At 41.7% G+C, this 25,838-nt stretch carries 19 protein-coding genes; 11 read left to right on the plus strand and 8 right to left on the minus strand.

The window, feature by feature from the left end; translation table 11 throughout:
- Positions 1-14 precede the first annotated feature (14 nt).
- Entirely contained in the window at positions 15-1,109 is a 1,095-nt protein-coding gene (locus LEP1GSC192_RS12320) for a helix-turn-helix domain-containing protein (protein WP_020770432.1), read from the minus strand.
- A gap of 127 nt (positions 1,110-1,236) precedes the next feature.
- On the opposite strand from LEP1GSC192_RS12320, the gene LEP1GSC192_RS12325 reads away from it, so the two are divergent.
- Positions 1,237-2,520 carry a citrate/2-methylcitrate synthase gene (locus LEP1GSC192_RS12325; RefSeq protein ID WP_036090046.1) on the plus strand — a complete coding sequence of 428 codons (1,284 nt, stop codon included), beginning with the start codon at positions 1,237-1,239 and terminating at the stop codon, positions 2,518-2,520.
- Between the two features lie 364 nt (positions 2,521-2,884).
- Here LEP1GSC192_RS12325 and LEP1GSC192_RS12330 read toward each other — a convergent pair whose 3' ends face one another.
- The 4 genes from LEP1GSC192_RS12330 to dusA all read right to left on the minus strand — a co-directional run bounded on the left by LEP1GSC192_RS12330 (position 2,885) and on the right by dusA (position 7,986).
- On the minus strand, positions 2,885-3,868 hold the full coding sequence (locus tag LEP1GSC192_RS12330) for a cytochrome-c peroxidase (protein ID WP_036090049.1): 984 nt from the start codon (positions 3,866-3,868) through the stop codon (positions 2,885-2,887).
- Between the two features lie 109 nt (positions 3,869-3,977).
- Positions 3,978-5,831: a 7TM-DISM domain-containing protein gene (locus LEP1GSC192_RS12335; protein ID WP_020770521.1), complete on the minus strand. Its 1,854-nt coding sequence runs from the start codon at positions 5,829-5,831 to the stop codon at positions 3,978-3,980.
- Between the two features lie 116 nt (positions 5,832-5,947).
- The gene (locus LEP1GSC192_RS12340; RefSeq protein WP_020770537.1) at positions 5,948-6,889 is read right to left on the minus strand and encodes an MBL fold metallo-hydrolase; all 942 of its coding nucleotides are present in this window, start codon (positions 6,887-6,889) and stop codon (positions 5,948-5,950) included.
- 47 nt (positions 6,890-6,936) lie between these two features.
- Entirely contained in the window at positions 6,937-7,986 is a 1,050-nt protein-coding gene (gene dusA, locus LEP1GSC192_RS12345; protein WP_020770374.1) for a tRNA dihydrouridine(20/20a) synthase DusA, read from the minus strand.
- Between the two features lie 184 nt (positions 7,987-8,170).
- Here dusA and LEP1GSC192_RS12355 point away from each other — a divergent pair, with 184 nt between their 5' ends.
- The 4 genes from LEP1GSC192_RS12355 (at position 8,171) to LEP1GSC192_RS12370 (ending at position 13,752) form a co-directional block, all read left to right on the plus strand.
- A complete protein-coding gene (locus LEP1GSC192_RS12355; RefSeq protein ID WP_020770324.1) occupies positions 8,171-9,076 on the plus strand; it encodes a hypothetical protein in 906 nt (301 codons plus the stop codon).
- Positions 9,073-11,013 (plus strand): bifunctional tRNA (5-methylaminomethyl-2-thiouridine)(34)-methyltransferase MnmD/FAD-dependent 5-carboxymethylaminomethyl-2-thiouridine(34) oxidoreductase MnmC, encoded by a 1,941-nt coding sequence (gene mnmC, locus LEP1GSC192_RS12360; RefSeq protein ID WP_020770503.1) that lies wholly within the window; start codon positions 9,073-9,075, stop codon positions 11,011-11,013. The genes LEP1GSC192_RS12355 and mnmC overlap by 4 nt, the downstream gene beginning before the upstream one ends.
- A 15-nt stretch (positions 11,014-11,028) precedes the next feature.
- A complete protein-coding gene (locus LEP1GSC192_RS12365) occupies positions 11,029-12,894 on the plus strand; it encodes a RecQ family ATP-dependent DNA helicase (protein ID WP_020770463.1) in 1,866 nt (621 codons plus the stop codon).
- A gap of 105 nt (positions 12,895-12,999) precedes the next feature.
- A complete protein-coding gene (locus LEP1GSC192_RS12370) occupies positions 13,000-13,752 on the plus strand; it encodes a hypothetical protein (RefSeq protein ID WP_020770472.1) in 753 nt (250 codons plus the stop codon).
- Here the strand turns inward: LEP1GSC192_RS12370 and dinB are convergent, their stop codons facing one another.
- Both dinB and LEP1GSC192_RS20070 read right to left on the minus strand, forming a co-directional pair.
- The gene (gene dinB / locus LEP1GSC192_RS12375; RefSeq protein WP_020770428.1) at positions 13,753-14,856 is read right to left on the minus strand and encodes a DNA polymerase IV; all 1,104 of its coding nucleotides are present in this window, start codon (positions 14,854-14,856) and stop codon (positions 13,753-13,755) included.
- 42 nt (positions 14,857-14,898) lie between these two features.
- The gene (locus tag LEP1GSC192_RS20070; RefSeq protein ID WP_232421018.1) at positions 14,899-15,357 is read right to left on the minus strand and encodes a ComF family protein; all 459 of its coding nucleotides are present in this window, start codon (positions 15,355-15,357) and stop codon (positions 14,899-14,901) included.
- Between the two features lie 554 nt (positions 15,358-15,911).
- Between LEP1GSC192_RS20070 and LEP1GSC192_RS12385 the strand changes: the two genes are divergently transcribed.
- On the plus strand, positions 15,912-17,120 hold the full coding sequence (locus LEP1GSC192_RS12385) for an LA_0442/LA_0875 N-terminal domain-containing protein (RefSeq protein WP_036090125.1): 1,209 nt from the start codon (positions 15,912-15,914) through the stop codon (positions 17,118-17,120).
- A gap of 6 nt (positions 17,121-17,126) precedes the next feature.
- Here the strand turns inward: LEP1GSC192_RS12385 and LEP1GSC192_RS12390 are convergent, their stop codons facing one another.
- Positions 17,127-17,789 (minus strand): TetR/AcrR family transcriptional regulator, encoded by a 663-nt coding sequence (locus LEP1GSC192_RS12390; RefSeq protein ID WP_020770418.1) that lies wholly within the window; start codon positions 17,787-17,789, stop codon positions 17,127-17,129.
- Positions 17,790-17,939: 150 nt separating this feature from the next.
- Here LEP1GSC192_RS12390 and LEP1GSC192_RS12395 point away from each other — a divergent pair, with 150 nt between their 5' ends.
- The 5 genes from LEP1GSC192_RS12395 to LEP1GSC192_RS12415 all read left to right on the plus strand — a co-directional run bounded on the left by LEP1GSC192_RS12395 (position 17,940) and on the right by LEP1GSC192_RS12415 (position 25,832).
- The gene (locus tag LEP1GSC192_RS12395; protein WP_020770501.1) at positions 17,940-19,406 is read left to right on the plus strand and encodes an aspartate aminotransferase family protein; all 1,467 of its coding nucleotides are present in this window, start codon (positions 17,940-17,942) and stop codon (positions 19,404-19,406) included.
- Between the two features lie 28 nt (positions 19,407-19,434).
- Complete coding sequence (locus LEP1GSC192_RS12400; RefSeq protein WP_008594098.1) at positions 19,435-20,091, plus strand: class II aldolase/adducin family protein; 657 nt, start codon at positions 19,435-19,437, stop codon at positions 20,089-20,091.
- Positions 20,088-20,744, plus strand: coding sequence for a class II aldolase/adducin family protein (locus LEP1GSC192_RS12405; RefSeq protein ID WP_020770354.1), 657 nt, complete (start codon positions 20,088-20,090; stop codon positions 20,742-20,744). The genes LEP1GSC192_RS12400 and LEP1GSC192_RS12405 overlap by 4 nt, the downstream gene beginning before the upstream one ends.
- Positions 20,745-21,574: 830 nt before the next feature.
- Positions 21,575-23,647: a glycosyl hydrolase family 5 gene (locus tag LEP1GSC192_RS12410; RefSeq protein WP_036090059.1), complete on the plus strand. Its 2,073-nt coding sequence runs from the start codon at positions 21,575-21,577 to the stop codon at positions 23,645-23,647.
- A gap of 199 nt (positions 23,648-23,846) precedes the next feature.
- On the plus strand, positions 23,847-25,832 hold the full coding sequence (locus LEP1GSC192_RS12415) for a PP2C family protein-serine/threonine phosphatase (RefSeq protein ID WP_020770467.1): 1,986 nt from the start codon (positions 23,847-23,849) through the stop codon (positions 25,830-25,832).
- Positions 25,833-25,838 lie beyond the last annotated feature (6 nt).

Consider the following 25,838-nt stretch of genomic DNA (forward strand, 5'->3'; position numbering starts at 1 on the left):
ACAATCGTCCGAACTTATAGTTTGCTACCCTTTTTTCTCCATTCCAAAGGAGTCATTCCGGTGATTTTCAAGAACTGGGCGTTAAATGTGGACTTTGTATTAAAGCCTACATCATAAGCGATAGAGAGAACAGTGCGGTCCAAATCCTCTAATAGCAGTGCTTTAGCCTCTTCTACCCGAAATGAATTCAAGAATTCGTTGAAGTTTTTGCCGTAGGTTTCGTTTAAAATGCGGGAAAGTTGGTGGGGAGAGACCAATAGTTTTTCGGCAAAGTCCTGGATTTTCAGACTTTCTTCTTTGTATATTTTATCGACCTCGACCAATTCCTTGATGCGGGAATGAAGATGGTCCAGATCCAATCCGTTCAGTTGGGTCCTTTCGTATCTTTTCTGTTGGATCTCCGACTTCAAAGAAATGAAAAAATTCGGATACCTTGCGGAGAATAAAAACACAAGAACGATACCGAGAGTTTGGAAGCTAGAACCTGCCGCTAACAGAAATTGGTTCTTCAAAAAATATCCGAACCAACAAAGTTGTATCGTGGTAAACACTACGATCAGGATCGTATAAACCAAAGAAGAAAGCGGAATCTCAGTTTCCTTAGAAGCCTTTCTGAACAATACCCAAAGAAAGATGGAATACACCGTCTGGTGGATGGAACCGAAGATTGTGACCCCAGTCAGAATATCCACCTTGGAACCGAACATCGCATTTCGGATATACTCTTTGATCTCTTCTGCAGGCAGAATGATATAAGCTGTTAACTCGCCTAGCAAGAGTAGAATGGCCGGGATAAAATGTTTTCCGATCCGGATCTCTCTGTCCAAGGCAAATTGGACCATATTTCTTGAGACCAAAAGTAAAGTAGGACCCACGGCCCAGACTGCTGGGAAGAATGCCGGCCAAAACCATATATGATCCGCGGCCCATGGTAGCAAACCTAAGCCCAATCGACTCTCTACCAAGGCAAGAATGATAGCGAGATAGAAGATCCCGCCGGGTATCGCATTTTCCCTTTTTTTAGCGAGTTCCATCGCCGCGAGAAGTAGACAAAGTGCGGTCCCAAATTGGATCCAAAAATGAAGAAAAAAACCGGGCAGATGCTCCAAAACAAAATTCCTTCGAAACTTCGGGTGAGTAAATCTAAGGCGAAAGTTTTGTCCAGCCGAAAGGGAAAATTGCAGTCGGCGCCAAGGAAGGTTTGACTATTGCACCCTTCCCTTGTTTCCTATCGGTATGAGCGATTTCGTAGAGTTGAAATTCGGAGACCAAGTCCACCGCCTTCCTGTAATCACCGGAACGGACGGAAATAAAGGAATCGATATTAGGGATTTGCATACTAAGACGGGACTAACATCTTACGATCCAGGTTTTTTTAATACAGCGTACGCCCAGAGTAAAATTTCCAGAAGAGATCCTCTCACCGGAGATTTACAATACAGAGGCTATGATGTCGCGGAATTAGTGCATTATTCCACTTTTGTAGAGACTAGCTACCTGCTGATTTACGGAGATCTTCCTAACGAAAAGCAGCTGAAAGAATTCTCCATGAAACTTTCCAAACATAGTTTGATCCACGAAGACATGATCAATCTATTCGACGGTTTCCCGGGAAGAGCTCACCCTCTTGCGGTACTTTCCGTAATGGTTTCTTCCTTATCCAGCTATTACCAGGACGAATACGAAGAATATCTGGATAGAGGTATCGACCAAGCAGCCAGACTTTTGGCGAAGATCAGAACGATCTCCGCATTCTCCTACAAAAAAATGATAGGGCAACCTTTCGTTTATCCGTTGGATCGTCATCCGTATTGTACGAATTTCTTATATATGCTTTTTTCCATTCCGTCGGTCAAATATCAACCTTCGGAAGAACATGATAGGATCCTGAACCAGCTTTGGATCTTGTACGCGGATCATGAACAGAATGTTTCCAATACCACCGTCCAGTTGATCGGTTCCACTCAGGCAAATATATTCGCATCCGTTTCCTCGGCGATCAACGCGCTTTGGGGCTCCAGAGAAGGCGGAAGACAAGTAGCAGCGGTAGAGCTTATCGAAGATATTATCAAATCCAAACTTTCCGTTCCGGAATTTTTCGAAAGATTCAAAAAGGGAGAATCCCAACTTCACTCCACCTGCTTCGGTCACGATGCATACAAGGTAAAGAGCAAACGTTCTACCATCGCCCAAAAACTATTCTCCGAATTTTATAAGCAGAAGAAATTGGATCCGATCGCAGAGATCGCTCTACAAGTGGATGATTTCGTAAGTAAAGATCCTTTTTATCTGGAAAAAAATCTGTATCCGAACTTGGAGTTCTATAGTGCGATCCTATTCCATAGTTTAGGAATTCCTAAAGAACTTTTTACAGCAATGCAGGCGATCGGTAAACTTCCGGGTTGGCTGGCTCACTGGAGAGAACAAAGGATCGGCGTGAACTCATCTCATAAGGTACGTCCTCGCCAGATCTTTACCGGAGAAACTCACAGAAAGTACAAACAGATCCTGGAAAGATAATCCTCCTTTTCAAAACCTCAGTCGCAATCGAATTGATCGCATACTAAAACTGCACAAACGATTGCACTTAGGTTTTGCGGATCTCCCGGATCGTTTAATTTTGCGCAAACTGCCAAGTACACCCCCGGGTGAGATCATCCTCTCTCGACTCCTTCTTCATTTTTTGATCGTTGCCCAAATAAGAGCATTGAAAAAGAAGAAGTGCGCAAACCCAGAAACTTCTCATATAACATCCAAAAGGCGATTGATCTTATAGCCGAAATCTCTTTTAACTCTGTGTCTCCAAAAACAAAAAAAAACCGTCTCCTTTCGGAGCCGGTCTGAATAGGTTTCAATTCTGTAAGTTCGTTGATCTAAGATCTAATTAATTAGACCGATTTTTATCCGATAATGCCTTCAGGAAAGATACTATAGAATCCACCTCTTCGGAGGAAAGCTCTTTTCCGAGCTGCAAATATGCCATTTTTTTCACCGCTTCCGGTAGGGTTGCCACCTTTCCATCATGGAAATAAGGAGCGGTTAAGGCAATATTTCTAAGAGACGGAACTTTGAAGAAATACTTTTCAGCATCGTTCTTAGTAATAGCAGATCTTCCGACGTCAGTCGTATTCTCGTACGGGTTCACCTGTCCTAGTTTGCGGAAGCTATTTCCGCCCAACAGAGGACCGTTATGGCATTGGATACATCCGGCGCTTAAGAAAGTCTCTAATCCCTTCTGTTCTTCCGAAGTTAAAGCCCTATGATTTCCAGCCTGGAACTCATCGAAACGGTCTCTGGTAATCAAGGTTCTTTCAAAAGCAGCAATCGCCTCTGCCAAATTGTCATAAGTGATTTTTTTATCCTGATCCGGGAATGCTTTTGCAAACAGGTCCACATATTCAGGAATTTCGGAGAGTTTTTTCTCCACAGCTGCTTCGGAAGGCATAGCCATTTCCACCGGGTTTAAGATCGGGCCTTTTGCTTGCGCCTTTAGGTCTGCCGCTCTTCCGTCCCAAAATTGGACGAAATGAAATCCGGCATTCAGAGAAGTCGGAGAATTCCGATCTCCGTTTTTCCCGAGAGCTCCCGGAGAAGTCGGAAGATTATCCACTCCTGCCGACTTACCCAGAGTTCCATGGCAGGAGCTACAGGATTGTGAATCGTTGATAGAAAGACGTTTTTCGAAATAAAGTTTTTCGCCTAAAGCAATCCTAGCCGGAGTATCCTTTTCCGAACCAGGCATTTTTTCCGGAAGGATCCCGAAGGAGGTCTTCGCGTCTTGCATGAGCTGTTTTGTTTTCTCGGATGGGCCGCATGCCGAGACAAGAGCCAAAATTAGGCCCAAGTACAGTGTTCGTGTTTTCTTCATTTTTCATCACCACAGATTAGAATCATTCTAATCTTGTGTAGGATCTCGCGTAGAGAATTAGAGACAACTCTTTTTCGAAAGAATCCAATCACTTCTCAGAAAAATTCAGTTACGGATGCAATCTAAGCTCGAATTCGAATTTACCAGGCTCACTCAATAGGAAAAATCTTGCTCCTAATTTTTCCGCCCTTACTTTTAGGTCCGCTTCTAAAATGGAAGAAGGTTCTTCTTTGGTTTCCGCAACTCCAGTGGTCTGTACCCTAAGTAATATAGAATCTCCTTCTTTTCCCCAAAAAATTTTAGATTCTCCGGACCTTCTCGCCCCTATCTTTACGGCATCGGAGAAGATCCTCTGGACCTGAAGGCATTCGTCTATCCTCAAAAACTGAGACACTTTTTGGATCTCTGAATGAGAGAATAACGGGTTTTTCTGAACGAACTTTCTCATCTCTTCTTCCACTAATTCCTCTTTTCCACCCTGGTGGTGCATTAGGTCCAAAATATCCCGGACCCCGGAAAGAGTTTGGTTTAGTTCGTTTTTGAGTTTAGAAAGGGATTTATCCGAACTTTCTTTGGACTCCAATTGATCGATCAGAGAATGAAATCCTTTGTCCACGGATTGGTCCACCAAGGCGGCATACTTTGCCTTTTCCTCGGCGTTCAATCTGAGTTGTTCGTTATATTTGGATTGTAATTCCGCGAATGTCTCCGCCTTCTCCAGATCTTTAGTAAATCTTAATGATATAATATAAGAATTGAATGCTATAAATCCGACGAGTGCAGCCGGGAAACTATAAGGGATGAGAAAGTAAACTTCGTACAATCCCCAGATGACATCGTTCACCATAGAAATTGCTAGTATCATACCCGAAAGAAACACGGTCCTCGCTCTATCTTCCTTCTGCCACCAAGCATATCCTAATGCGGCTAACAGCACCAAAGTATAAAATGGAGGCACATGCATGAAGAAGGAATATAGATAAATAAGTTCTTCTTCTCCTAATACGAACACGGATAGGACGAAAATGAGCATGGTACTCATTAATATCGCCATCCATCTGGCTCCGAACTGTTTCGGATACATCGTTTTCAGGATCAAATACACGGAAGGCACCAGACTCGCTTCGCAGAAATATTCCATTCTGATCCGAAGATCCAAACTCAACTCAGGTGTAAGAAAATATTGAAGTCCGGAAGTCACGAAGGAATAGAATGCGACTAAAAAGCAGAATAACGCGAAAAATAGCGGCACCAAGTCCTTTCTATATGAAGCGAAGAAAATGAGATGATACAAACCTACTGAAAAAATAATGGCGACTAAAAGTGTCTCCCAGATAAAATCCTGTACCACTTTTGACTTCAGATTATCCAGATCTCCGATCAGAAACGGATTGCGGATCCCGCCTTTTAGGAAATTTCCCCTATAATTCGAAACGTTTACGATTAGTTCCGTATCCAGGGAATCTAATGGATAGATCTGAGTATTCGGATGAACCAAAAACTCCGTATCCGCCCGGCCGGTCCCATTAATCCCATTGGCAAAGATCAATCGTTTTCCGAAATATACGGAATAGACTCCCGGGATCCTAGGAACATAAATCCCTAAATTTTTTTCTTCCGGAGATTTATGGATCTTTAATCTATAGGAACCATGTCCTTGCCAGGTAAATTCTGACGAATAATCCCTCCAAATCCCCGGGACCGGAAAGTATTGGCCGCTCTCCACATAACCCGTATTAGGTGAGTAAAGATTTCCCCAACTGAATTCCCAATCTCCTTTGAGGGGATAAATTTCTCCCCAAGGACTGACTGTACTCATATCTATACTTCCTTTGTACAGTAAAGGAACCTTTTCGGAAGTTTTGGGAGAGCAAGCGGTTAAAAGAAAGAAGGCACAAAGAAGGATTACTAAGTTTCTTTTTTTTTCGAATTCATCCGAAGTTAAGCCCACAAGTATATTCAAAAAACCCGGAACGGGGAAATCAAATGAAAAACTTCACCTAAGAGATACTAGACTATTTTGGAGCTTCATTACTGAAATTTAGAAGAATTACAAATAGATACTTAAGGGATGGGAATTTATTTTTTATTCTTTCGAGATCTTTCTATTTTAAATGCAATCCCTTGCGCATTGATCTGAGAATCAAATCCGATAAATCTTTCTTCTTTCTCACCAAAGGGTAGGTGTCGGATACGGATTTGGTCTTCTAAATAAGAACGAACTCTACCCTCGCAGAATGCAACCAAGGATTCTCCCTCCAAACTTGTCTTTTCCGCGGAGAGTAAGATGTTTTTCATAACGTTAAGACCTTCTTTCATTTGAGAAGCGCCCAAAGAGATATCTTCCCAGACTCCGAAGTGAGTGAGGTAAGCCTTATCCGCACCCGTTGCGAGGATCTTGTCTATGGAAAGAATCGCTTCTTCCGGATCAAAGTCTGTCGGAGTTGTGGATGGGAATAACAAAGAATCCCGTCCTTTTCTAAATAATGTATAGCCTATTCCGAAAGTATCTCCTGTAAAAATCCCGTTCGTTAAAGGATCATAAATACAGAAATGATGGTTTGCATGTCCTCTTGTATGCAAAAATCTGAATGTTCTTTTTTGCCAGGCCAGTTCCTCTCCGTCACTCATAGTACGTACACGATCACTAGGCACGGGAAGTATTTCCCCGTACAACTTGAAATAATTCTCTTCTCCGTATACCTGAATGGAACTTTTGATCAAACGAGTCGGATCTATTATATGGGGCGCCGCTTTCGGATGGGCCAGTACCGTCGCATTGGGACAAAGCGAAACAAGTTTTCCCGTTCCTCCCGCATGATCCAAGTGAACATGGGTGATGATAATATAATCCACGGACTCAGGAGTAAGCCCTTCTTCTTTTAAAGCTTCCAATAAAAGTGGGACCGCGTAATTCGTATTATTTTCTACGAATGTAGCCCTGTCTCCATCGACGATCAGATAAGCGCAGGCGAGTCCCGCTTCTACATATCCGCAATCTATGGTTCGAATCGTGTCCAAAAGTTTCTCCGCAAATATTCTGCAGTTTTTAGACGAGTGTTCTCCGATTAAACCACCGGTTGAACTGCCTCTCTAACCTCGATTTTCGGATTTCCTAATTTACGATCAAGATATTCGGCGGAGATGGACTCCAAAGCTTCTAAAAGTAATTTAGGTCCCGGGTTGGAATGCATTTTTTCCGTGAGGATCCTACGATAGGAGCGAGCGCCTCTGATCTCATGAAAAGCACCAAGTAAATGTCTTAAGATACGGCTCGGTTTTTCACCTTCTGCAGTTTGCGAAGAAACATATTCCTGCATGGACTCGAAGATCTCTCTGCGACTTACGTGTAAAGTTTCCACCCCGAAAAATTCGCAATCCACGTCGGAAAATAAAAAAGGATTTTCGTATGCAGCCCTTCCGATCATAACTCCGTCCACTTTGTCCAAATGAGAGCGTATCTCCGGAATGGATCTGACACCTCCGTTCAATTCTATGACAAGATCCGGAAAATTTTTTTTAATAGAATATACGTCCTCGTAACGTAACGGAGGAACAGTTCTGTTTTGAGCGGGACTTAGGCCCTCCAATATTGCGATTCTTGCATGTATTGTGATCCGTCTTGCGCCTGCTGCGCTTACTGTTTTCACGAATTCATGCAAATCTTCTAATGTTTCTTTTCCTCGAACACCGATACGACATTTGACTGTGACAGGGATAGAGGTTTTAGAATCCATTTCCGAGATACAATCAGCTACACGATCCGGGTCCTTCATTAAACAGGCTCCGAAATTTCCTTCTTGTACTTTATCGCTCGGACAACCAACGTTCAGATTGATCTCGGAGTATCCGTATTCTTCCCCAATTCTCGCACATTCCGCGAGTTGAGAAGGGTTGTCTCCGCCTAATTGCAAAGAAAGTGGGGATTCTTCAGGAGAAAAACGTAAAAATCTGTGTTTATCTCCTCTCAGAATGGCACCGGTGGTCACCATTTCAGTATAGAATAGGGAATGTTTAGTGATCAGTCTTAAGAAAAAACGAAAATGCCTGTCCGTCCAGTCCATCATCGGGGCTACGGAAACAGGATAAAGGATCGGCTGTTTTTTTTCGAAAGACATATACTTCGACTAATACGATCCTCGGTTTTCGACGTGAGCAGTCAAGCCCCATGAAATGGACTTGGTTTGATTTCCGACCAATTCATTTTGGTTCTGGACGATGGATTCTAAGAGACTAAATCCGGTTTTGAAGCCCAAGATCATAATCTTCTGCCTATTTCTAATTCTATCATCCTGTAAAAGTATGAGTGGGATTTTAGACTCGATCATTATTAATGCGGGTGCTGAATATACTGCCTTGGATTTTTTTACCCACCCCGCAAGTGTACAAGGGATCCCGGTTAGTAAGTTTACTGCTCCGGGTTCAGACACGGATTCAAGCGTGGTCAGTCGGGATTCCACTACGACTCGTGCTTTCTATTCTATCGGCTCCGTGCCGAGCAGGATCCCAGGTACAAGGGATATCAAAGGATTTTTTTCCCTTTTAAGCGGGCTTGCCTGGTCCTTCAACCTAACTTCCCCCAGAACGTATAGAGGAAACCTGATCAATTATCCGGACGATGGAAGACATTACCTGGCATTCGACGAATATGTTTCCAACCAACTATTCCCCCTTCCCCCTCAGTTAGGAAGAAATATGGAATACACCTACGAAGATTATCAGATGTATTTCACACTTTATCTAGGTTATTATGAAGGGAAGAATGTAAACTTCGGTCTTGGCCCCATATACGGCCTTGCTGTCTATCGAATGGATATTATAGAAAGAGAACAAAGGATTTCCAGTGTCAAAAATCAACTTCAAGAATTAAAAGGTCTTCGTTTATTATTTGAATATAATATAGGACAATATTTTCCGGATACGATCCTATATAACGCCTACGTGTTTTTGGAGATCACAAGTTTTGGTGATTTGGACGGGAAAGGACTCAATATCAGAAACCAGGTGGCAACTGCGAACGGATTGCCTGCGCCATCTCTTTATATGAACATGACTACCTACAGGATGGGAGTCAGAAAAGAAATACAACTATCCAAAGAACCTCATAAAAAAGAAGAAGGACCGGCCTACCCTCCTTTACGAAATCTACCTTCAGCAGGTCTTCCCCCTAAAGAAGATACTAAAACGGATACGGAAAATCCCGGATGATAGACTGGAAAGAAAACGGCACTCCCGTTTCCAGAGAATTCGACGATATATATTTTTCTCCGGAAAACGGGTTGGAAGAAACCAAACATGTTTTCTTGAAAGGTAACAGATTAGAGGAAAGATTTTCTTCTTCTCAGACACATCACGCTTTTTCCATTTTAGAATTAGGATATGGAACAGGTTTAAATTTTTTCGCAGCCTGGCAGCTCTGGAGAAATTGCAAAAATAAATCCAACTGCCGAGTTCTAAGATTTACTTCATTCGAAAAATATCCGTTAGAGTCGGATGATATCCGCAGAGCAATCTCCGCCTTTCCCGAACTTTCGGATCTGCTGGAATTATTTTTACGAAAATATAAAGTACTAATACCGGGCTGTAATACTTTTCTATTCGAAACGGAAAATCTGATATTGGACTTATGGATAGGAGATGCAGTCCAATATCTTCCGGAGGTTTCCGGAAAGTTCGACGCATTTTTCCTAGACGGATTTGCACCTTCTAAAAATCCGGAACTCTGGGGAGAAAATATCGCCCTTCAGATCAAAAAACTTTCCAATAAAAACGCAAGTTTAGCAACATTCACAGTGGCGAGACCCGTTAAAGATAGTTTAAGTAAAGCAGGCTTCACTCTTTCTAAGATCCCAGGTTATGGCAGAAAAAGAGAAATGCTGATCGGAGTTTACCGATCTGATCCGGAACCCGACCTAAATCCGCTCCCATTTTTCGGAAGAAATTATTCTTCTTATAAAATCCCACAAAAAGTATCCGTGCTTGGCGGCGGACTCGCAGGAGCGAGCATTGCGAGAGCGCTTGCCTGGAGAGGAATTCAAGTAGAAGTCTGGGACGACCACAATGCGTTACGCGCATCTTCCGTCCCGATGGCAGTCTCACATCCTCATATCACCAAAGGGGAAACTCCTACAAGTTTATGGACTTTACGTTGTCTCGGAAATTCCATTCGTCGTTATTCCGATCTGCTTCCTAACGGTTCCTACCGAATCTCAGGCACGGTACAACTTTCCGGAGAAGATCTTCCTTGGGACAGATTGGAAGAAGGAGTAAGATCACATTCCTTATCTAAAGAATTGGCGGATCTAAGACCGGAATTGGATAAAGATTATCCCGAAAATACAAAAGGTATCTTTTATCCTTCCGGCTTCTGGACGGATACTCCTCTTCTCAACGAAAAACTTTTAGGCCATCCGAATATTGTTCTAAAACGAGGAAAAGTAAGTTCGATCTCTTACGAAAACGAAGAATGGAGTTTATTCTCCGAGAATAAAAAGATCTTAAATAAAACGGAGGTTTTAATCTTAGCAAATTCTTTCGGGATAGAAAGTGTATTACAAAGTTTATGGGGAGAATCTCCCTTCTCCATTAGTTCCGTACGAGGACAATTGGAAATATTAGAAGATTCGAATATAGAATCCGAAAATGATCCGATCCGAGTGGGAGATAAGTATCTCACACCTTCTAAAAACGGGATCCGGGTCAATGGCTCCACATTTAATGAATTCGATTTAGATCCGGATCCAAGAAGTAAGGACGCGGAAGAAATTTTAGGATACTCCCAAAAGACATTCTTAGGGTTAGATTGGGATCATATCAAGGTTCGCTCCGAATTCGTAGGGATCCGATCCCAAACACCGGACCGATTTCCGATCTTGGGCCCGGTCCATTCGCCGGAACTTTTTCGAAAAACATACTCAGGTATAGGGTTGCCTAAAAATCGAAAGAAAGAATTCCCTTTTTTAGAACCGCAAAAAAACCTGTATGTGTTCGGCGGTTTGGGATCCAGGGGAGTTCTATCTTCCCTATTGGGAGGGGAAATTTTGGCGGAGATTCTTTTAAACGAACCGTTATCCATCGAAAATAGCTTGTACTCCGCGCTACATCCCTCAAGATTTCTATACCGTAAGATCCGAAATCAAGAATAAGGAAGAAGTTTCAACTTGTCCGCAAATACTGGAACAGTCTCCTCTTCGATAGAGGATTGGAAAAAGATCCTACATACCCATTTCGGATTTTCCCAATTCAGGCAAGGCCAATGGGAGGCAGTCCAAGCATTATTGGAAAAAAAGGATGTGCTCGCCATTCTTCCTACAGGCGCCGGAAAATCACTCATCTATCAATTACCTTCCTTCGCAGAGTCAGACTCCCTTACCGTAGTAATTTCTCCGTTGATCGCCCTTATGAAAGATCAAGTGGACGGTTTAAAAGCGAGAGGTATACAAGCAGCCTATTGTAATTCCACTCAAGACGATCTGGAACAAGTCAGGGTTTTATCTTCCGCAGCAACCGGAAAAATTAGAATATTATATATTTCTCCCGAACGAGCTGTCTCTCGCTCTTTCTTAAATCTGCTGCCGAAACTTCCGGTAAGTTTAATGGCGGTGGATGAGGCGCATTGTGTTTCCCAATGGGGACATGATTTTCGTCCAGAATACAGAAAACTGCATACATTACGTTCCTATTTGCAAGGAGCAACTCCATGGGTGGCACTGACCGCGACCGCAACAGACCGGGTTAAAAAAGATATCTCGGACAGTTTAGGATTAAAAGACCCATTACATGTGCAAGGCACCTATGCCAGAGAAAATCTAAAATTTTCGGTAGTATATCCCGACTCGGAAAGAGAAAAGGAGAATCTACTTTTAGAAATATTAGAAAAAGGGAATTTTCATAAATCGACTTCAGGTAAGGTGATAATCTATTGTTCCACTCGTGCTAAGGTGGATGAAATTTTTGAACTTCTCCGCAAATCCGGATACAAAGTGGGAAAGTACCACGCAGGAAGGACCGACTCCAGCAGAGAAAAAGCCCAAGAAGGTTATTCATCCGGAAAAACGAATATACTCGTAGCTACAAACGCTTTCGGAATGGGATTGGATAGTCCGAATGTAAGACTGGTCCTACACTACCAGGTACCTTCTTCTTTGGAGAGTTATTACCAAGAAGCGGGAAGAGCTGGACGAGACGGTAAAAATTCGGATTGTGTATTATTTTTTCTCCCAGGCGACTTGAGCGTCCAAAGTTTTCTTTTATCCAAAGAAGCAAACTACAAGGGAGGAGAAACCTTACTCTCTCATGTTAAATCTTACGTAAGTTCACCCGATTGCAGACAAAAGATCTTATGCGAATATTTCGGAGAAAAAATCTCCAACTGCGGGTCCTGCGACACCTGCGCGGACTCTACAACTTCTCATACCGCTAGACTAGCTTATACGGAAAGAGAAAGATTAAAAGCGGAAAAGAAGAAGGAAAAAGAATCCCATATCTTCGATCCAGACGAGATCGAATCGGTAGAAGGACTCTTGTCGGAATATCCCGCAAAGTTCGGAAAAAAGATCATCGCAGGCACCTTAAGAGGAGCGAAATCCAAGGATATACTTCGCAGAAGATTGGATAAGTCCAAATATTATTCTTCTTTAAAGCACGTGCCGGAAGAATCCATTCTCAAACTTTTAGAAGATTGGCAGAGGACCAAAAAACTTTCGGTTAAGGGAGATAAATATCCTAAAATTTACCTGACTGCATTCGGAAAACCTAAAATATCAAACGAAGATCCGGAAAAACCCCGTAAAAAAGCCCAACTTACGGGCGACAAACTCATTCTAAACGAACTAAAAAATTTCCGAGACCGGATTGCAAGGCGCAATAAATGGAAAAAGTTTATGGTTCTCCAAAATCCTGTACTTGCCAGGATCGCCTCCCAAAAACCCGAAAATATGGACGATCTAATGGCGATCAAAGGAATGGGGGAAGCGAAAGTTAGACAATATGGAAGAGAAATTTTAGCTATTTTAGAGAAGTTTTGATCTTCATATCTCTTTTTATTCTAAAAATCGCCTTGCATACAACGTAACGATTTTCTAATCTGTCCAGCCAATCCGGTCCTTCTGATTTTATAACAGGAAAACATTATGTTTCTCATCCGTCTTATCTTTCCGTATTTTAAGGTTTCTAAAACCAAGGCCTTGAACGAAATTAATACTTGGCTCCAAAGTAAAGAGATAAAGGACTCACTTCCGGCTACCGATTATATTCCTTTCATGGATAATCTAGCTTTCCAACAATACAAAGATAGGATCTCAAAAAAAATGGGAGTTCCTGAATCCGAATTGGAAGTTTACAGATCTACTGAAAGGACGAAACTTATTTACAGACCTTTTTTTATCCTCTTCTTCATAGGGATGTTCTATCTTGGCATCAACTTATTTCTAGAGATCCGGCCTTATCTAGGAAAATCCAGATTGGAAAAACCGTTTATAGAGAACCTCCTTCCCTCCGGAAAAATGGAATTAGTGGAGATGGAAGGATCCTTCTGTAGATACATGATCAATACCTCATCCGAAATTTCGGAGGATTATTTGTATATAGGTTGGTATCTGTTCAGCATAGGTTCTATCTGTACTTTTTTGGGGTCTATTATGGATTCCAAACATCACGGGATCTTGAAAATCGCCTTACCTTTTGTGGGATTGTTCATTTTAAGTATAGCTTGGAAAATATTCGATAATTCTAAATTAGCTAGTCTCGCCGCAGGAAGATCAATGTTACATTACAACGAGGAAAAAGATTCCGACAAAAAATGTAGGCAAGAATGGGCGAATCTAAGACAGGGAATCGCAAATTTGGTACCGTCCGGGATAGAATCAGGAGATGGTCCTAAATAATCAGAAAAGAGAAGGAAATAGGTCCTCTTCCTCCTCGGACTTGATCCGGGAATGGTTAGAATTATTTTCCGGATGAGAGAGACTTAACCCTAAAAGACGGATCGGAAAAACCGCTTTACCGGATCCTAATATAAATTCTTCCAAAAGTTTGGATCCGATGCGATACAATTCGTTTTTATCGAGATAGGAATAATCCTCCGTAATACTTCGGGTCTTTTGCGTGAAGTCAGAAAATTTCACTTTGAGGGTGATCGTTTTTCCTGGAAAAGGTTTTTGAAGAAGTCTTCTTTCCAATTCTTCCGCTATGTCCGCAAGTTCTCTGAATATTTCCGGACTATTTTCCAAGTCTTTTGGAAATGTGGATTCCGCGCCTAAGGATTTTCTTTCTCGATAAGGTTGTACCGGCCTATCATCCAAACCTCTACAGACCGCATAGAACCAGCGCCCCGATTTCCCGAAATTTCGGTCCAACGTCTCCAGACTTTTTTCTTTCAGGTCCTTACCATTTTTGATCCCAAGTGCATGCATTTTTCTTAATGTAACTTTTCCGATACCGGGAAATACGGATACATCCAACGATTCTATGAATTTTTCCGCTTGTTCCGGACGAACGATCGTCATACCGTTAGGTTTGTTTTGATCGGTAGCGATCTTGGCTAAAAACTTATTGATGGAAACTCCTGCTGAAGCGGTTAACTGAGTCTCTTCAAAAATCCTTTCTCTGATCTCTTTTGCAACCTGACTTGCATAGGGTATATTTTTCTTATTTTCGGTGACGTCCAAGAATGCCTCGTCCAAGGACAGCATTTCCACTAGGTCGGTGAATTCTAAGAAGATCTCTTTAATCTTAGAGGATACTCTACGATATGCCTCGAAACGAGGAGTCACAAAGATACCCGAGGGACAAAGTCTAGCCGCTTGGGAGCAAGGCATAGCGGACTTAACTCCGAATTTTCTAGCCTCGTAACTTGCGGCACAGACAACTCCTCTCGAATCGGGAGGACCTCCCACAATGATAGGCTTGCCCCGATAATCCGGATTGTCCCTTTGTTCTACGGAAGCATAAAATGCATCCATATCCACATGCAGAATTTTACGAACCATCTCTTGTTATCTATACTAAACGGATATATAGATTAGTCAAGTTTAATCCGACGTCCTAAGATACGTTAAAACATAGACCGACTTCGTACCATTCTTCCTTAGTATCCTGCTCGCTTCGTTCACGCTCGCTCCGGTAGTAAAAACATCGTCCAATAAGAGAATTTTAGAAGGACAACGATCCTTCCAATCCGATTTGATTTCCCAGGCGGAATACGCATGAAAGAATCTTTCCGAAAAAGTTTTACCCGCCTGTCTTTCCGGGCTTTTCTTCAACAATGGTTCTATTAAAGGGATTTTTAATATTCTTTTTGCCTCTTCATACAATCTGGCGCTAGGTAAGAATGGCCTAAGGGACGGATTGAAAATTTTGTTACCTGAATAGCTGGGAAGAAGTATGCAGGCATCCAAGTCTAATGCCCTAAGTCCTCTTAAAACCTTTCGTATTCCTAAAGAAAGAAAAATAGAAACTGGATATTCGTTGTTTGCCTTAAGTTTATTCAATATTTCCGCCAAAAGATCGTTTCTATCACGGAGGCTGAACGCCTTAGCAAAGAATATATTTCTGGAATCGCAGAAACCGCAGATTTCGGATGAATTAGTCAAAGGACAAGAGCATACATTACATCTGAAAGAGGGTTTAGAATTCCGAGAAGTCCGAACACAACTTTTGCAAATACCGATCCGCAAAGAGAAAAAATCTTCTCTGTCGCAAACCCCACAATGCAAGGGGAAAAAGAAATCCAAGAGCCGAAAAAAGATTAAATATCCCATAAAATGAACGGGTTTATAATCCGTATTTTGGCGCGTACATTTTTCCCTATTTGTGGTAATCTCCAAGACCGAACAGTTCCCTTATTTCCCCCACCCCCATTCAATAATAATCGAAGAATTAGCGCATCTTTTATCTCTAACCATTTAATAAGTTATTGCTCACCCAACTAAGATTTGCTCTAATAGCCAGCGTTATGGGAAGCTCTAACATAAGAATTTACTTATTCATCCTTTTATTAGCTTTGCCCATGGCCGCACTGCTTGCAGAACATCAGACTATCTATATGAGAAACGGTCAAATCTTGCGAGGAGACGTGATCCAACAAACCGCCACCACGATGCAGATCAAAATGGAAGACGGAAAGATCAAACAACTCAACAAGAAAGATATCCAAAGAGTTAGTTACAAAGAGCCAACCGTCCAAGAAAAGAAAGAGTCGGAAGAAAAATTAAAACAACAAACTACAGTTGTGGAAGAACCTCCTCCCCCAGCCCCTGAACCGAGCAAAAAACCGGAAATAGACAAAACAACTAGCCCTTATACGATCGATCAAGCAGACAGAAAGGATCTAGAGATCTACTTCGGAGCAGGGATGGGTTCTTATCGTCCTCCTACTGAAAATTATACGGGTCGTATGAGTGCAAAGATCAACACCCTAAACGGCATTCCTACTCAAGTAGACGATTCCGCCTATGAACGTGGCCTTGCTTATAGTATGGGGGCGATCTATTATTGGAAAAAATTCGGATTCGGATTAACTGCAAATCACTTCGGCGGGAAAACGTCGGAAAGAATTACTGTATATGGAGGAAATTCCTTCCTTCAGGAAAATAAAGGAACGTTTCCTGAAAAACAAAATTCTTTAAAGTTAGACATTTCTTACTTAGCCTTCAGCAATCAAAAATTTGATATAAGACCTAGTTTTGGATATTCGCAGTTTTGGGGTAAAACTGAGGATAATAACAGTACCTCTAGCGATTATTTTGCGAACTTGTTACTTTCTGTGACCAAATTTAATTATAATTTTCTGGAGATCTTGAAAGGACCTTCGATAGGGGTAAAAACAACAATTCGTTTGGGGGAGAAATGGGAGGATAGGATCGAACTTCATTATTTATCTCTGACCGGTATTCAGTACGCGGCCGCAGTTGGAACGGCAAGCTCTATAGATGGTTCTTTTTTTGATTATTACCGATCCGATCTGATTACGACTTGGACTGCAAAAGGATTCAATTTTTCGAATAAGCTATTCTATCGCTGGACTCCTACAATTTCTTTCTGGGTAGGGATCCAATTATTCGAATGGAAGTATACGGTAAATTCAATGGAACAAAGATTTCAAGGACTAGGAGATGCGACATCTCCACCTCCAATAGACATAGTCTTCCTCAGTAATTTTTTGATAGATGCAACCGCAAAATCCACACCGGCTACTAATAGAGCGTCTTCTTTGGAGTTCGGAGTGATGTATAGAATGAATTTCGCACGATAGCTAAGATTACTTCTTTTCCAACGCCCTTCGAATAAAAGACATCATTCCTTTTACGACCTTCTCATCGTTATCGAAATCTTTTCCCAAATATACTTTCATTCTTTCGCGATAATACTCGGTTGCATAAGAAAATTGGAGTATCATAAAAAGATTATCAATGCAAAAGGCGAAAATTTTCTCGTCTACCTCTTTCCCGATAGATCCGGACTTTTTCGCATCCGCCAATAAAGAAGTATAAACTTTAGCGGAAACACTTTCCATATCCGAGGAAAGTCCTCGGATCAATTCGGAATTCCCTTCGGCAGTGATCTCATTGTATAAACGAATGATATCTCTATTCTCTCTGGAATGTTTTTGGATAATTCTTAATATTCTTTCTATCTTACCGAAAAGGTCGCTATCTTCGCTAAGGACTTCTTCCAAGGTTTTTTCCAGCTGATGTATCCCGTAACCTACAGCTGTAAGAAAAAAATCCTCTTTTGTATCGAAGTATTTGTACAAAGAGCCAACGGAGATACCGGCCTTCTTTGCGATAATATTCGTGTTCGCATTATTGAACCCTCGGTTCGCAAATTCTGCAATCGCTACGGAAAGTATCCTGGTCCTTTTTTCTTCCGGGATCTTATCAAAAGTATCCCTATTGTATTTTGATGAGATAAATTCGGTCACTGTACTTCCCTATATTTACTACCTAAGCGGTTCTTAAGCTCCGGAATACGGAAAAAATCCTCGAAAGCTTCTTTTCTGTATTTTCTAGTTGACAGTGAGTGAGTATTCACTCACTGTCAACCTATATTCCGCAAAAAAAGGAAAAAGGATATGTCTACCGGCTTCGCAATTTCTCAATACCCAGACGTAAAGGGGGTTTATAAACAACTTCATGACCTGATTCGCCAGCCAATTCGCTCCATTAAGAAGAATGAAATGGAGAAATACCTTCAGGAATATTTCGAAAAAAAATGCTCAAAGTCCAAGACCATGATCGCGGAAGCGTCGGAGTATATCCCCGGCGGCGTGCAGCATAATCTTGCTTTCAACTACCCCTTCCCTCTTGTTTTTACTAAAGCTTCCGGAGCACATTTATACGACTTGGACGGGAACAAATACATAGACTTCCTACAAGCCGGCGGTCCTACCGTGTTAGGAAGTAATCCAACGAATATTCGCAAAAAAGTGGTACAACTTCTAGAAACCACAGGACCTGTGACCGGCTTATTCCATGAATACGAGTTAAGACTTGCGGAGAAGATCGTGGAGCACATGCCTTCTGTGCAGATGTTCCGTATGTTAGGATCTGGAACGGAGGCTTGTATGGCATCTATCCGTGTCGCTAGACTTGCCACTAAAAAGAAAAATATCGTGAAGATGGGAGGCGCGTATCACGGTTGGAGTGATCAGCTTGCTTACGGACTCCGTCTTCCGGGTACCAGACATTTTGAATCGCACGGAATTCCGAAACATGTTTTCAAATATACCCAAGAATTCTATCCGAACGACCTAAACGCATTGGAAAGAACCTTAAAAAGAAACCGCTGGAGAGGTGGTACTGCTGCAGTTATCCTGGAGCCGATCGGACCGGAAAGTGGAACTCGCCCTATAGATATGGACTTCAATAAAGGAGTCAGGGAACTTTGCGACAAATATGGAGCATTACTAATTTTTGATGAAGTTGTTACCGCATTCCGTATCGGTCTAAGCGGGGCGCAAGGTTACTACGGAGTTACTCCCGATCTAACCGTATTCGGTAAAGTGGTAGCCGGTGGTTATCCTTCCGCAGGAGGATTAGGTGGGAAGAAGGAATACATGAAGTATCTTTCTGCAGGACTCCAAACCGGTGTCAAAAAGGCTTTGATCGGCGGAACTATGGCAGCGAACCCTCTCAGCTCTGCTGCAGGTTATTATACTCTTTTAGAAATCGAAAAACAAAAGGCCTGTGAAAAAGCAGGAAGAGCGGGAGATAGGATCACTGCAGGTTTACAAAAACTAATTAAGAAGTATAATCTACCTTTCGTAGCATTCAATCAAGGTTCTATCTGCCACTTGGAAACCGTCGGAACCATGCTTTTAGAGATCGATATCAAAAAATTCTGGAAGATCAAATCCACGATCAAAGAAGCTCACACTCGCAAAAAAGCGATGGAAGAAATGGGAGCGGCTTACATGGCGGAAGGTATCGTTACTTTAGCAGGAAGCCGATTGTATACGAGCGCAGCCGACACGGACGCGGTCATCGACGACGCTTTAAAAAGATTCGAAAGAGTTTTCCAAAAAGTCGAAGGTGTATAACCCTAGGTCCGCTGAATAGGAGAAGAACATGGAAATAGATAAGGCCAAAAAAATCGTTCGAGATACCGGGATCCGACTTCTTAAGTCGGGTCTGATCGCAAGGACTTGGGGAAATATCAGCCAACGTATCGATGAAAATTATTTTGCGATCACTCCAACCGGCAGAACTTATGAAGATCTAACTCCTGAGGAGATCGTACAGGTAAACATCGACGACCTAACTCATATCGGAAAGATCAAACCTTCCTATGAAAAAGGACTCCACTCCGCAGCTTACAAACTCCGTTCGAACATTGGTGCAGTTATCCACACTCACCAGCTACAGGCAGCGGTGGTTGCAGCCGCTAGAAAGGATGTCCCTGTGTTAAATCCGCAGATGAAAAAGATCATCGGAGGTCCGGTGCTTTGTACCGACTATTCTCTTCCTGGAACCAAAAAATTGATCAAGATGGCAATCCATGCATTGGATAAATCCGGAAGTAAAGCGGTACTATTAGCAAACCACGGAACCCTTTGTGTTGGAAAAGACATGGAAGATGCATTCCAAGTCGCACTCGAATTAGAACGAGTCTGCCAGCTATTTATAGAGAAAGAATTCTTAAAAGTTTCCGGTTACAAAAAAGGAGACAGGGATTCCATTCGTTCTTGGTATCTCAAAAACTACGGATTGGTAAAAACAGCATGAAAGCGCCTGATAGCCCGATGGATCTTCAAAAATTTCTGCCTCAATTAGTGAAGGAAGGAATTTTAGCGAAGAACGGATGCGCCAGTGTTAAGATCGGAAAAAGTATCTGGATCACTCCAAAAAAATCGGATCTAAATACGATCGGCAAAAAAGCGAAGAATGCGCTTCTGGAAATTCCTTTGGAAGAAAATCAGATCTTTCCGAAAGATATCCCGGACGAAGCTCCACAACATCTTTCTCTCTATTTAGCAAGACCTGAATTCAACGTTATCGTTCATTCCACTCAGGAAAACGTGATGACATGTTCGATGGCGGGAGAGACCGTTCGCCCTTTCTTGGACGATATGGCTCAAATTGTAGGGCCAAACGCAAAAGTTGTGCCTAACGCAAACGATGAAAAAGGGCTAAAAAAGATCATCTCCGCTATAGGAAGAAGGAACGCAGTGTATCTCCAAAACGCCGGAGCTCTATGCGCCCATAAAAGTTTGGATGATGTGCATGCTGTATGTATGGTTCTGGAAAAAGCAAGTAAAGCTTTCGTAGAATCTCGTATTTTAGGGGGTGGAAAACCTGTGCCTTGGTTGGAAGCGGAAGCAATCCGATTTGTATATCAAAGAAAATACTCGAAACAAGCGGAGAAAAACCGAGGATAGAAAGCTCTTTTGTGGACTCGCGCTAAGAGCAATCTACAGTAGGTTTGGTTTAGCTTGCGGGCGGCCCCGCCCTATTTGGGTGGGGGCCGGAGCGTAGCGGTGGAGAAATTTACACTCCGCATCTCCCCTATCATAAAACTCGATCTTCCGCAACTAAAATTTGCCATTCTAAGTTTGTTGGAATTCCAACAAACGAAACCAAAAATTATTCTTTTCAAGCAGATCCAATTCTTCTGCAAACTCGTTCTTTAAAAATCCGTTCGTCTTAATAGAGTCTTTAACCGCTTGTTTACCTCTTCCAAAATTGTATTCTTCATTGCATAGTGACCGATTAAAAATTTAGATAATACCTAAAGAATACCTAGCAGAAAGGATTCTTTACAAATTCTTCTTTCCGTTATTTTTCATTTAGTATTCACAACATGCAACACGGGATCTATCGACTATCTTGAATTTGTAACCGCCTCAAAGAGGAAATTTTCGCATACGATCTCAGTCGATTAATCATTCGGAGAGACTTTTTCTAAGTGTATATTTTTTTCTACACTTGGCGCATGACCCTTCAGATCAAACAATCCGAATGTCGGTCTTAAAATCATTATTCTGATACATGAAGGTTGACTAATCTAACGAATTTTCACTCGTATTTTCTTTTTATTCTTATTAAGTGAAATATAAGTATCCGCAGATTTCCTTAATTATAAAACAATTTCAAAAAACTTAATTTTAACATAGTTATTTAGTAAGAGGAAAAATATGCAAAGTCTATAAATTTCCATATTATCAAATATGACTTGGAGATCTGGAAGGCATTACTATCTTGTTTGCTCATGAAGAGAATACGAAAATACATAATTTGCCTCGGTGCTATCAGCATTTTTGCCTGCACTCCGGAAAAAAACATCTCTCCGGAGTTACTCGGATTACTTGGGAATCAACCTAATCCGAATTCCGGATCCGAATATTCCGTTTTGGAATCAAATACGAACGTTTTCGCTAACCATAATCTGGACTATATAAACAACGAATTAGAGCGGAAGATCTTAGTTGGAGATAAAACTTATAATGGAACCGTTGATAAAATTTTCCTAGACGGTTTCGGAAGAGAAGTATCCTTCCGAGGATTTAATATTTCTGGAAATGTAAAACTTGCTCAACACGGATTTAAACCGTTTGCTAACGATTCGGATGCGGAAACTGCTTTTAACCGATTAGGCAAGACAACCGGGGCCAATATGATCCGTTTCACGATCGCGTGGGAAGGAACACATCCTTCCGTAAATACGATCAATTATCCATATTTGGACTCAATCATTTCTCAAATGAGAAAAGCGATCTCTAAAAGGATGTATATTCTTTTGGATTACCACCAAGATCTTTACTCAAGACACCTTTTTAATAAAAATTCATGGCATACCGGAAACGGAGCACCTTCCTGGATTATTTCCGGAAGTTCTTATCCTTCCGAATATTGCGGCATTATATGCGCTAACTGGAGCCAGAATAATCTTACAAACGAGGCAGTCCGTAGAGGTTTCCGTAACTTCTGGAATAATGCATCCATTTCAACTTCTTCCGGTACAAGATACGTTCAAACCGAGTATCTCTGGCAAATAGGAAAGACGGCGGCCTATATTAAAGAGAAATTGAGTCCCGAAGAATTCGATTATATAGTCGGATTAGATCCGTTTAATGAGCCTGTCGACGGAGGAATGGAGGGTTTAAGTCCAGCTCAATGGGATAATCAAAAACTCTGGCCTTTTTATAGAAAGGTAAGGGAAACACTTACCCAAAATGGATGGCAGAATAAACTGGTATTCGCAGAACCTTTGGTATTTTGGAACACCAACGTAGGCATAGTAGCTCCGGCAACCGGAGGTGGACATTTAACAACCCTTCCAGGAGAAGGATTCGCATTTAACTCTCACTTTTACGATGCAGGAAGAATGGGAACGGATCTGACCGGGATAGACAATGCCACGTATTTCAAATACCTGGATGAGATCCGAAAAGAAGCTAGATTCTTGAATATTCCATCTTTCTTAAGTGAATTCGGAATGTGGTTAAAAGGTGTAGGTGCAAAAGACACTCCTAGAATGATCAATGCAGTCTACCAAGCGATGGAAATTTCCGACAAAGCCCAAAATACTAAAACTAGATTCGCGGACTTCTACAATCCGATCGTATCAGGAACCCAATGGCATTGGGATTATTATTACGATAAACATCATGAGTATATGAACGGAAACAGTTCTAAATTGATCACCACTAAAGACGCTTGGAATAACGAAGACTTCTCCGTGGTCGGAAATTATGGAACAACTTTCAATATGGATTACCATGTGGTCCAAAGAGCTTATGTAAGAAAACTCCAAGGTAGAGTGATAAGCTCTCATTATAATGCCATCGGCTACGATACATGGAATAATGTATTCGCCTGGGCCGCGATCAAAACCGTCCAAAACGGAACAAAATATTTCGGAGATAAAAGGTTCATCTTAGTCGTTTGGAAAGGAAGGAATTCCGATGCTCCTACGGAAATTTATCTGCCTCCGCATTTTAATAAAAACGACGTCGTTCTAATAACGGAAAAACGAATCTACAACAAGCAGATCCCGGGAGCCCTAGTACAAGAATCGAACGAAGCGATCTTAACGGACGACAGAAGTAGAGAAAACGGATCCGGAAATCTAGCATTAGTTTGGGATGATGTCGATCCGGAAGAAGATCCTAACGAGACCATACATTATGCACTTTTGGTGGATGGATTAGGCTCTACGTTCAATATCCAGACGTTGCAAACTCTGCAAGCAGGCCTGAATATTCGACTCCAAAACGAAAAGAAAAGTCCTATCTACTTTACGGGCAAAATGACTTACGGCGGTTATCCTGCCGAACAGTAAAAGAAAGTTTTAAATTGCGAGTTTGTTTTTAAAGGAGCCACTTACTTTTCTCTTATTTTTTTCGTCTTACGTATTTGGAAGCAGGATTATATTTTTACAAGTATTCTACATTCTATAAAAAATTTGTAGATGATACCTTCTAAAATATATTCACTAATCCAAATACAAGAGGCGATTTCCAAAAAGAGGCCGATTAGGGATGGAAGAAAAAAAGGAACTCATTACGGAGAGGATTATAGCCTCCGGTCCACTTACAATCAATCGGATCCGATTTGGACTAGCTGGACTTTTCCTGCTTTCCCTCGCTGCCGCTTGGACCCAAAGCTCCATGGTCCAAAATATCGTGTATCTGATCGGGATTGGGTCCATGCTCGGATATGCTGTCTATAACCATTATTGTTATAAAAAGTTCGGTAAGATACCTTCTATGGTCGGTAAGGTTTGTGTGCTCGCCGATATCACCATCTTATCCATAGTCATGTTCGTAGCTTCCTGGACTGATAGGAATATGGCATCCGGAGTGATCCGTCAGATCATTCTATATGCGATCAACATGATCTTCATAGTATATTCAGTACTATTATTATCACCAACAGTCGCAAAACTCTCAGGGATCTTCAGCGTAGTCGGACAAGGACTCGTGATCTTAAATACGATCTTCAGAGGAGTAGAATTCACCGAGGATGAACTCAAAGTTATTTCTCCAGGTTATGCTTCCATTTCGGAACAGTCCTTAAAGTTAGTATTTTTAGCGGTGGTATCCTATATCACCAGAAGTGTGATCCTGATCTTTCGTAGGATCGGCGCGGTAGAAGAGGAATATGCGAACACTTTAGAACAAAAGGTGGATGAAAGAACAACGGAAGTCACAAGAAGAATGGAGGAGATCCAGGCTCTAAAAGTCCAACAAGACGGAGATTATTATCTCACCTCTCTCTTGAGTAAACCTCTCATGACAAATTGGAATACCTCTCAAGATGTCAGCACTATCTTCTATATAGAACAAAAGAAAAAGTTCACTTTTAAGAATAGGGAATCCGAGCTGGGAGGAGATATTTGTATCAGCGGCAATCTTCTGTTCGGAGCTGAAAAAGAAAAATGGACCTTCTTCTTAAATGGAGATGCAATGGGGAAATCTCTCCAAGGTGCGGGAGGAGCGATCGTACTTGGGACTGCTGTGAATAATATTCTTACCCGTTCCGCAAGCCATGGAAAGACCATAGATATCAATCCTGAAGCTTGGATGCTACAAACTCATAGAGAGCTGGACGAAATATTTAGGACATTCGACGGAACTATGATGGCTTCCGCAATTTTCGGATTGATCCATGACAAAACGGGAAGGCTGTTAATACTGAATGCAGAACATCCTTGGCCGGTATTATTCAGAGATGATAGATCCTCTTTCATCGCTCCGGAACTTTCCGCATGGAAATTAGGATCTCCGTTCGGAGGGAATATTAAAATTCATGAATCTAATCTACAACCTGGAGATGTTCTATTTCTAGGATCTGACGGAAGGGATGATATCAATATCAGTTCAGACGGTGTCAACTGGAAGATGAACGAGGACGAAAACCTATTTGTCCGTATCGTAGAAGATTCCAAAGGAGATCTGGACACGATCGCAGGAAAATTACACGGAGTGGGAGCGATTGCGGACGACCTTTCTCTCATTCGTATCGGCTATAAGGAACTGATAGATCCGGAACATCCTAAGTATAACGACGCCGTAGCAAAGTACAACCAAGCGAAACAACATTTGGCGAAAAAAGAAGTACCGATCGCTCTCGAACTCCTAGAATTATCTTGGAACTTAGCTCCAAATTTTAAAGAATCCGCAAGATTGATCGGACAGATCTATTACGACAAAAAGGAATTTTCAAAAGCTTCTAAATGGCTCGAACGTTATTTGAACTTAGATCCTGATTCTCATAATATCTGGTTCCTATTATCCTTATGTTATAAACATATGAAGGAATTCCAACGTGCAGCGGACGCAGCGGAGAAGGTCCGACAAACTCAACCTCATCGATTAGCAAACCTGATCAATCTTTCGGACAATTATAGACTTCTGAATAAATTCGAAGACGCAAGATCCGTTCTGGAAAAAGCGAAAGAGTTAGATGGGGAAAGCGCACTCGTGGGCAAACTAGACGAGTTTCTGAAATCGAAAGGGTATTGAAAAATT

The organism is Leptospira sp. B5-022 (assembly GCF_000347035.1).
GTDB lineage: Bacteria > Spirochaetota > Leptospiria > Leptospirales > Leptospiraceae > Leptospira_B > Leptospira_B cinconiae.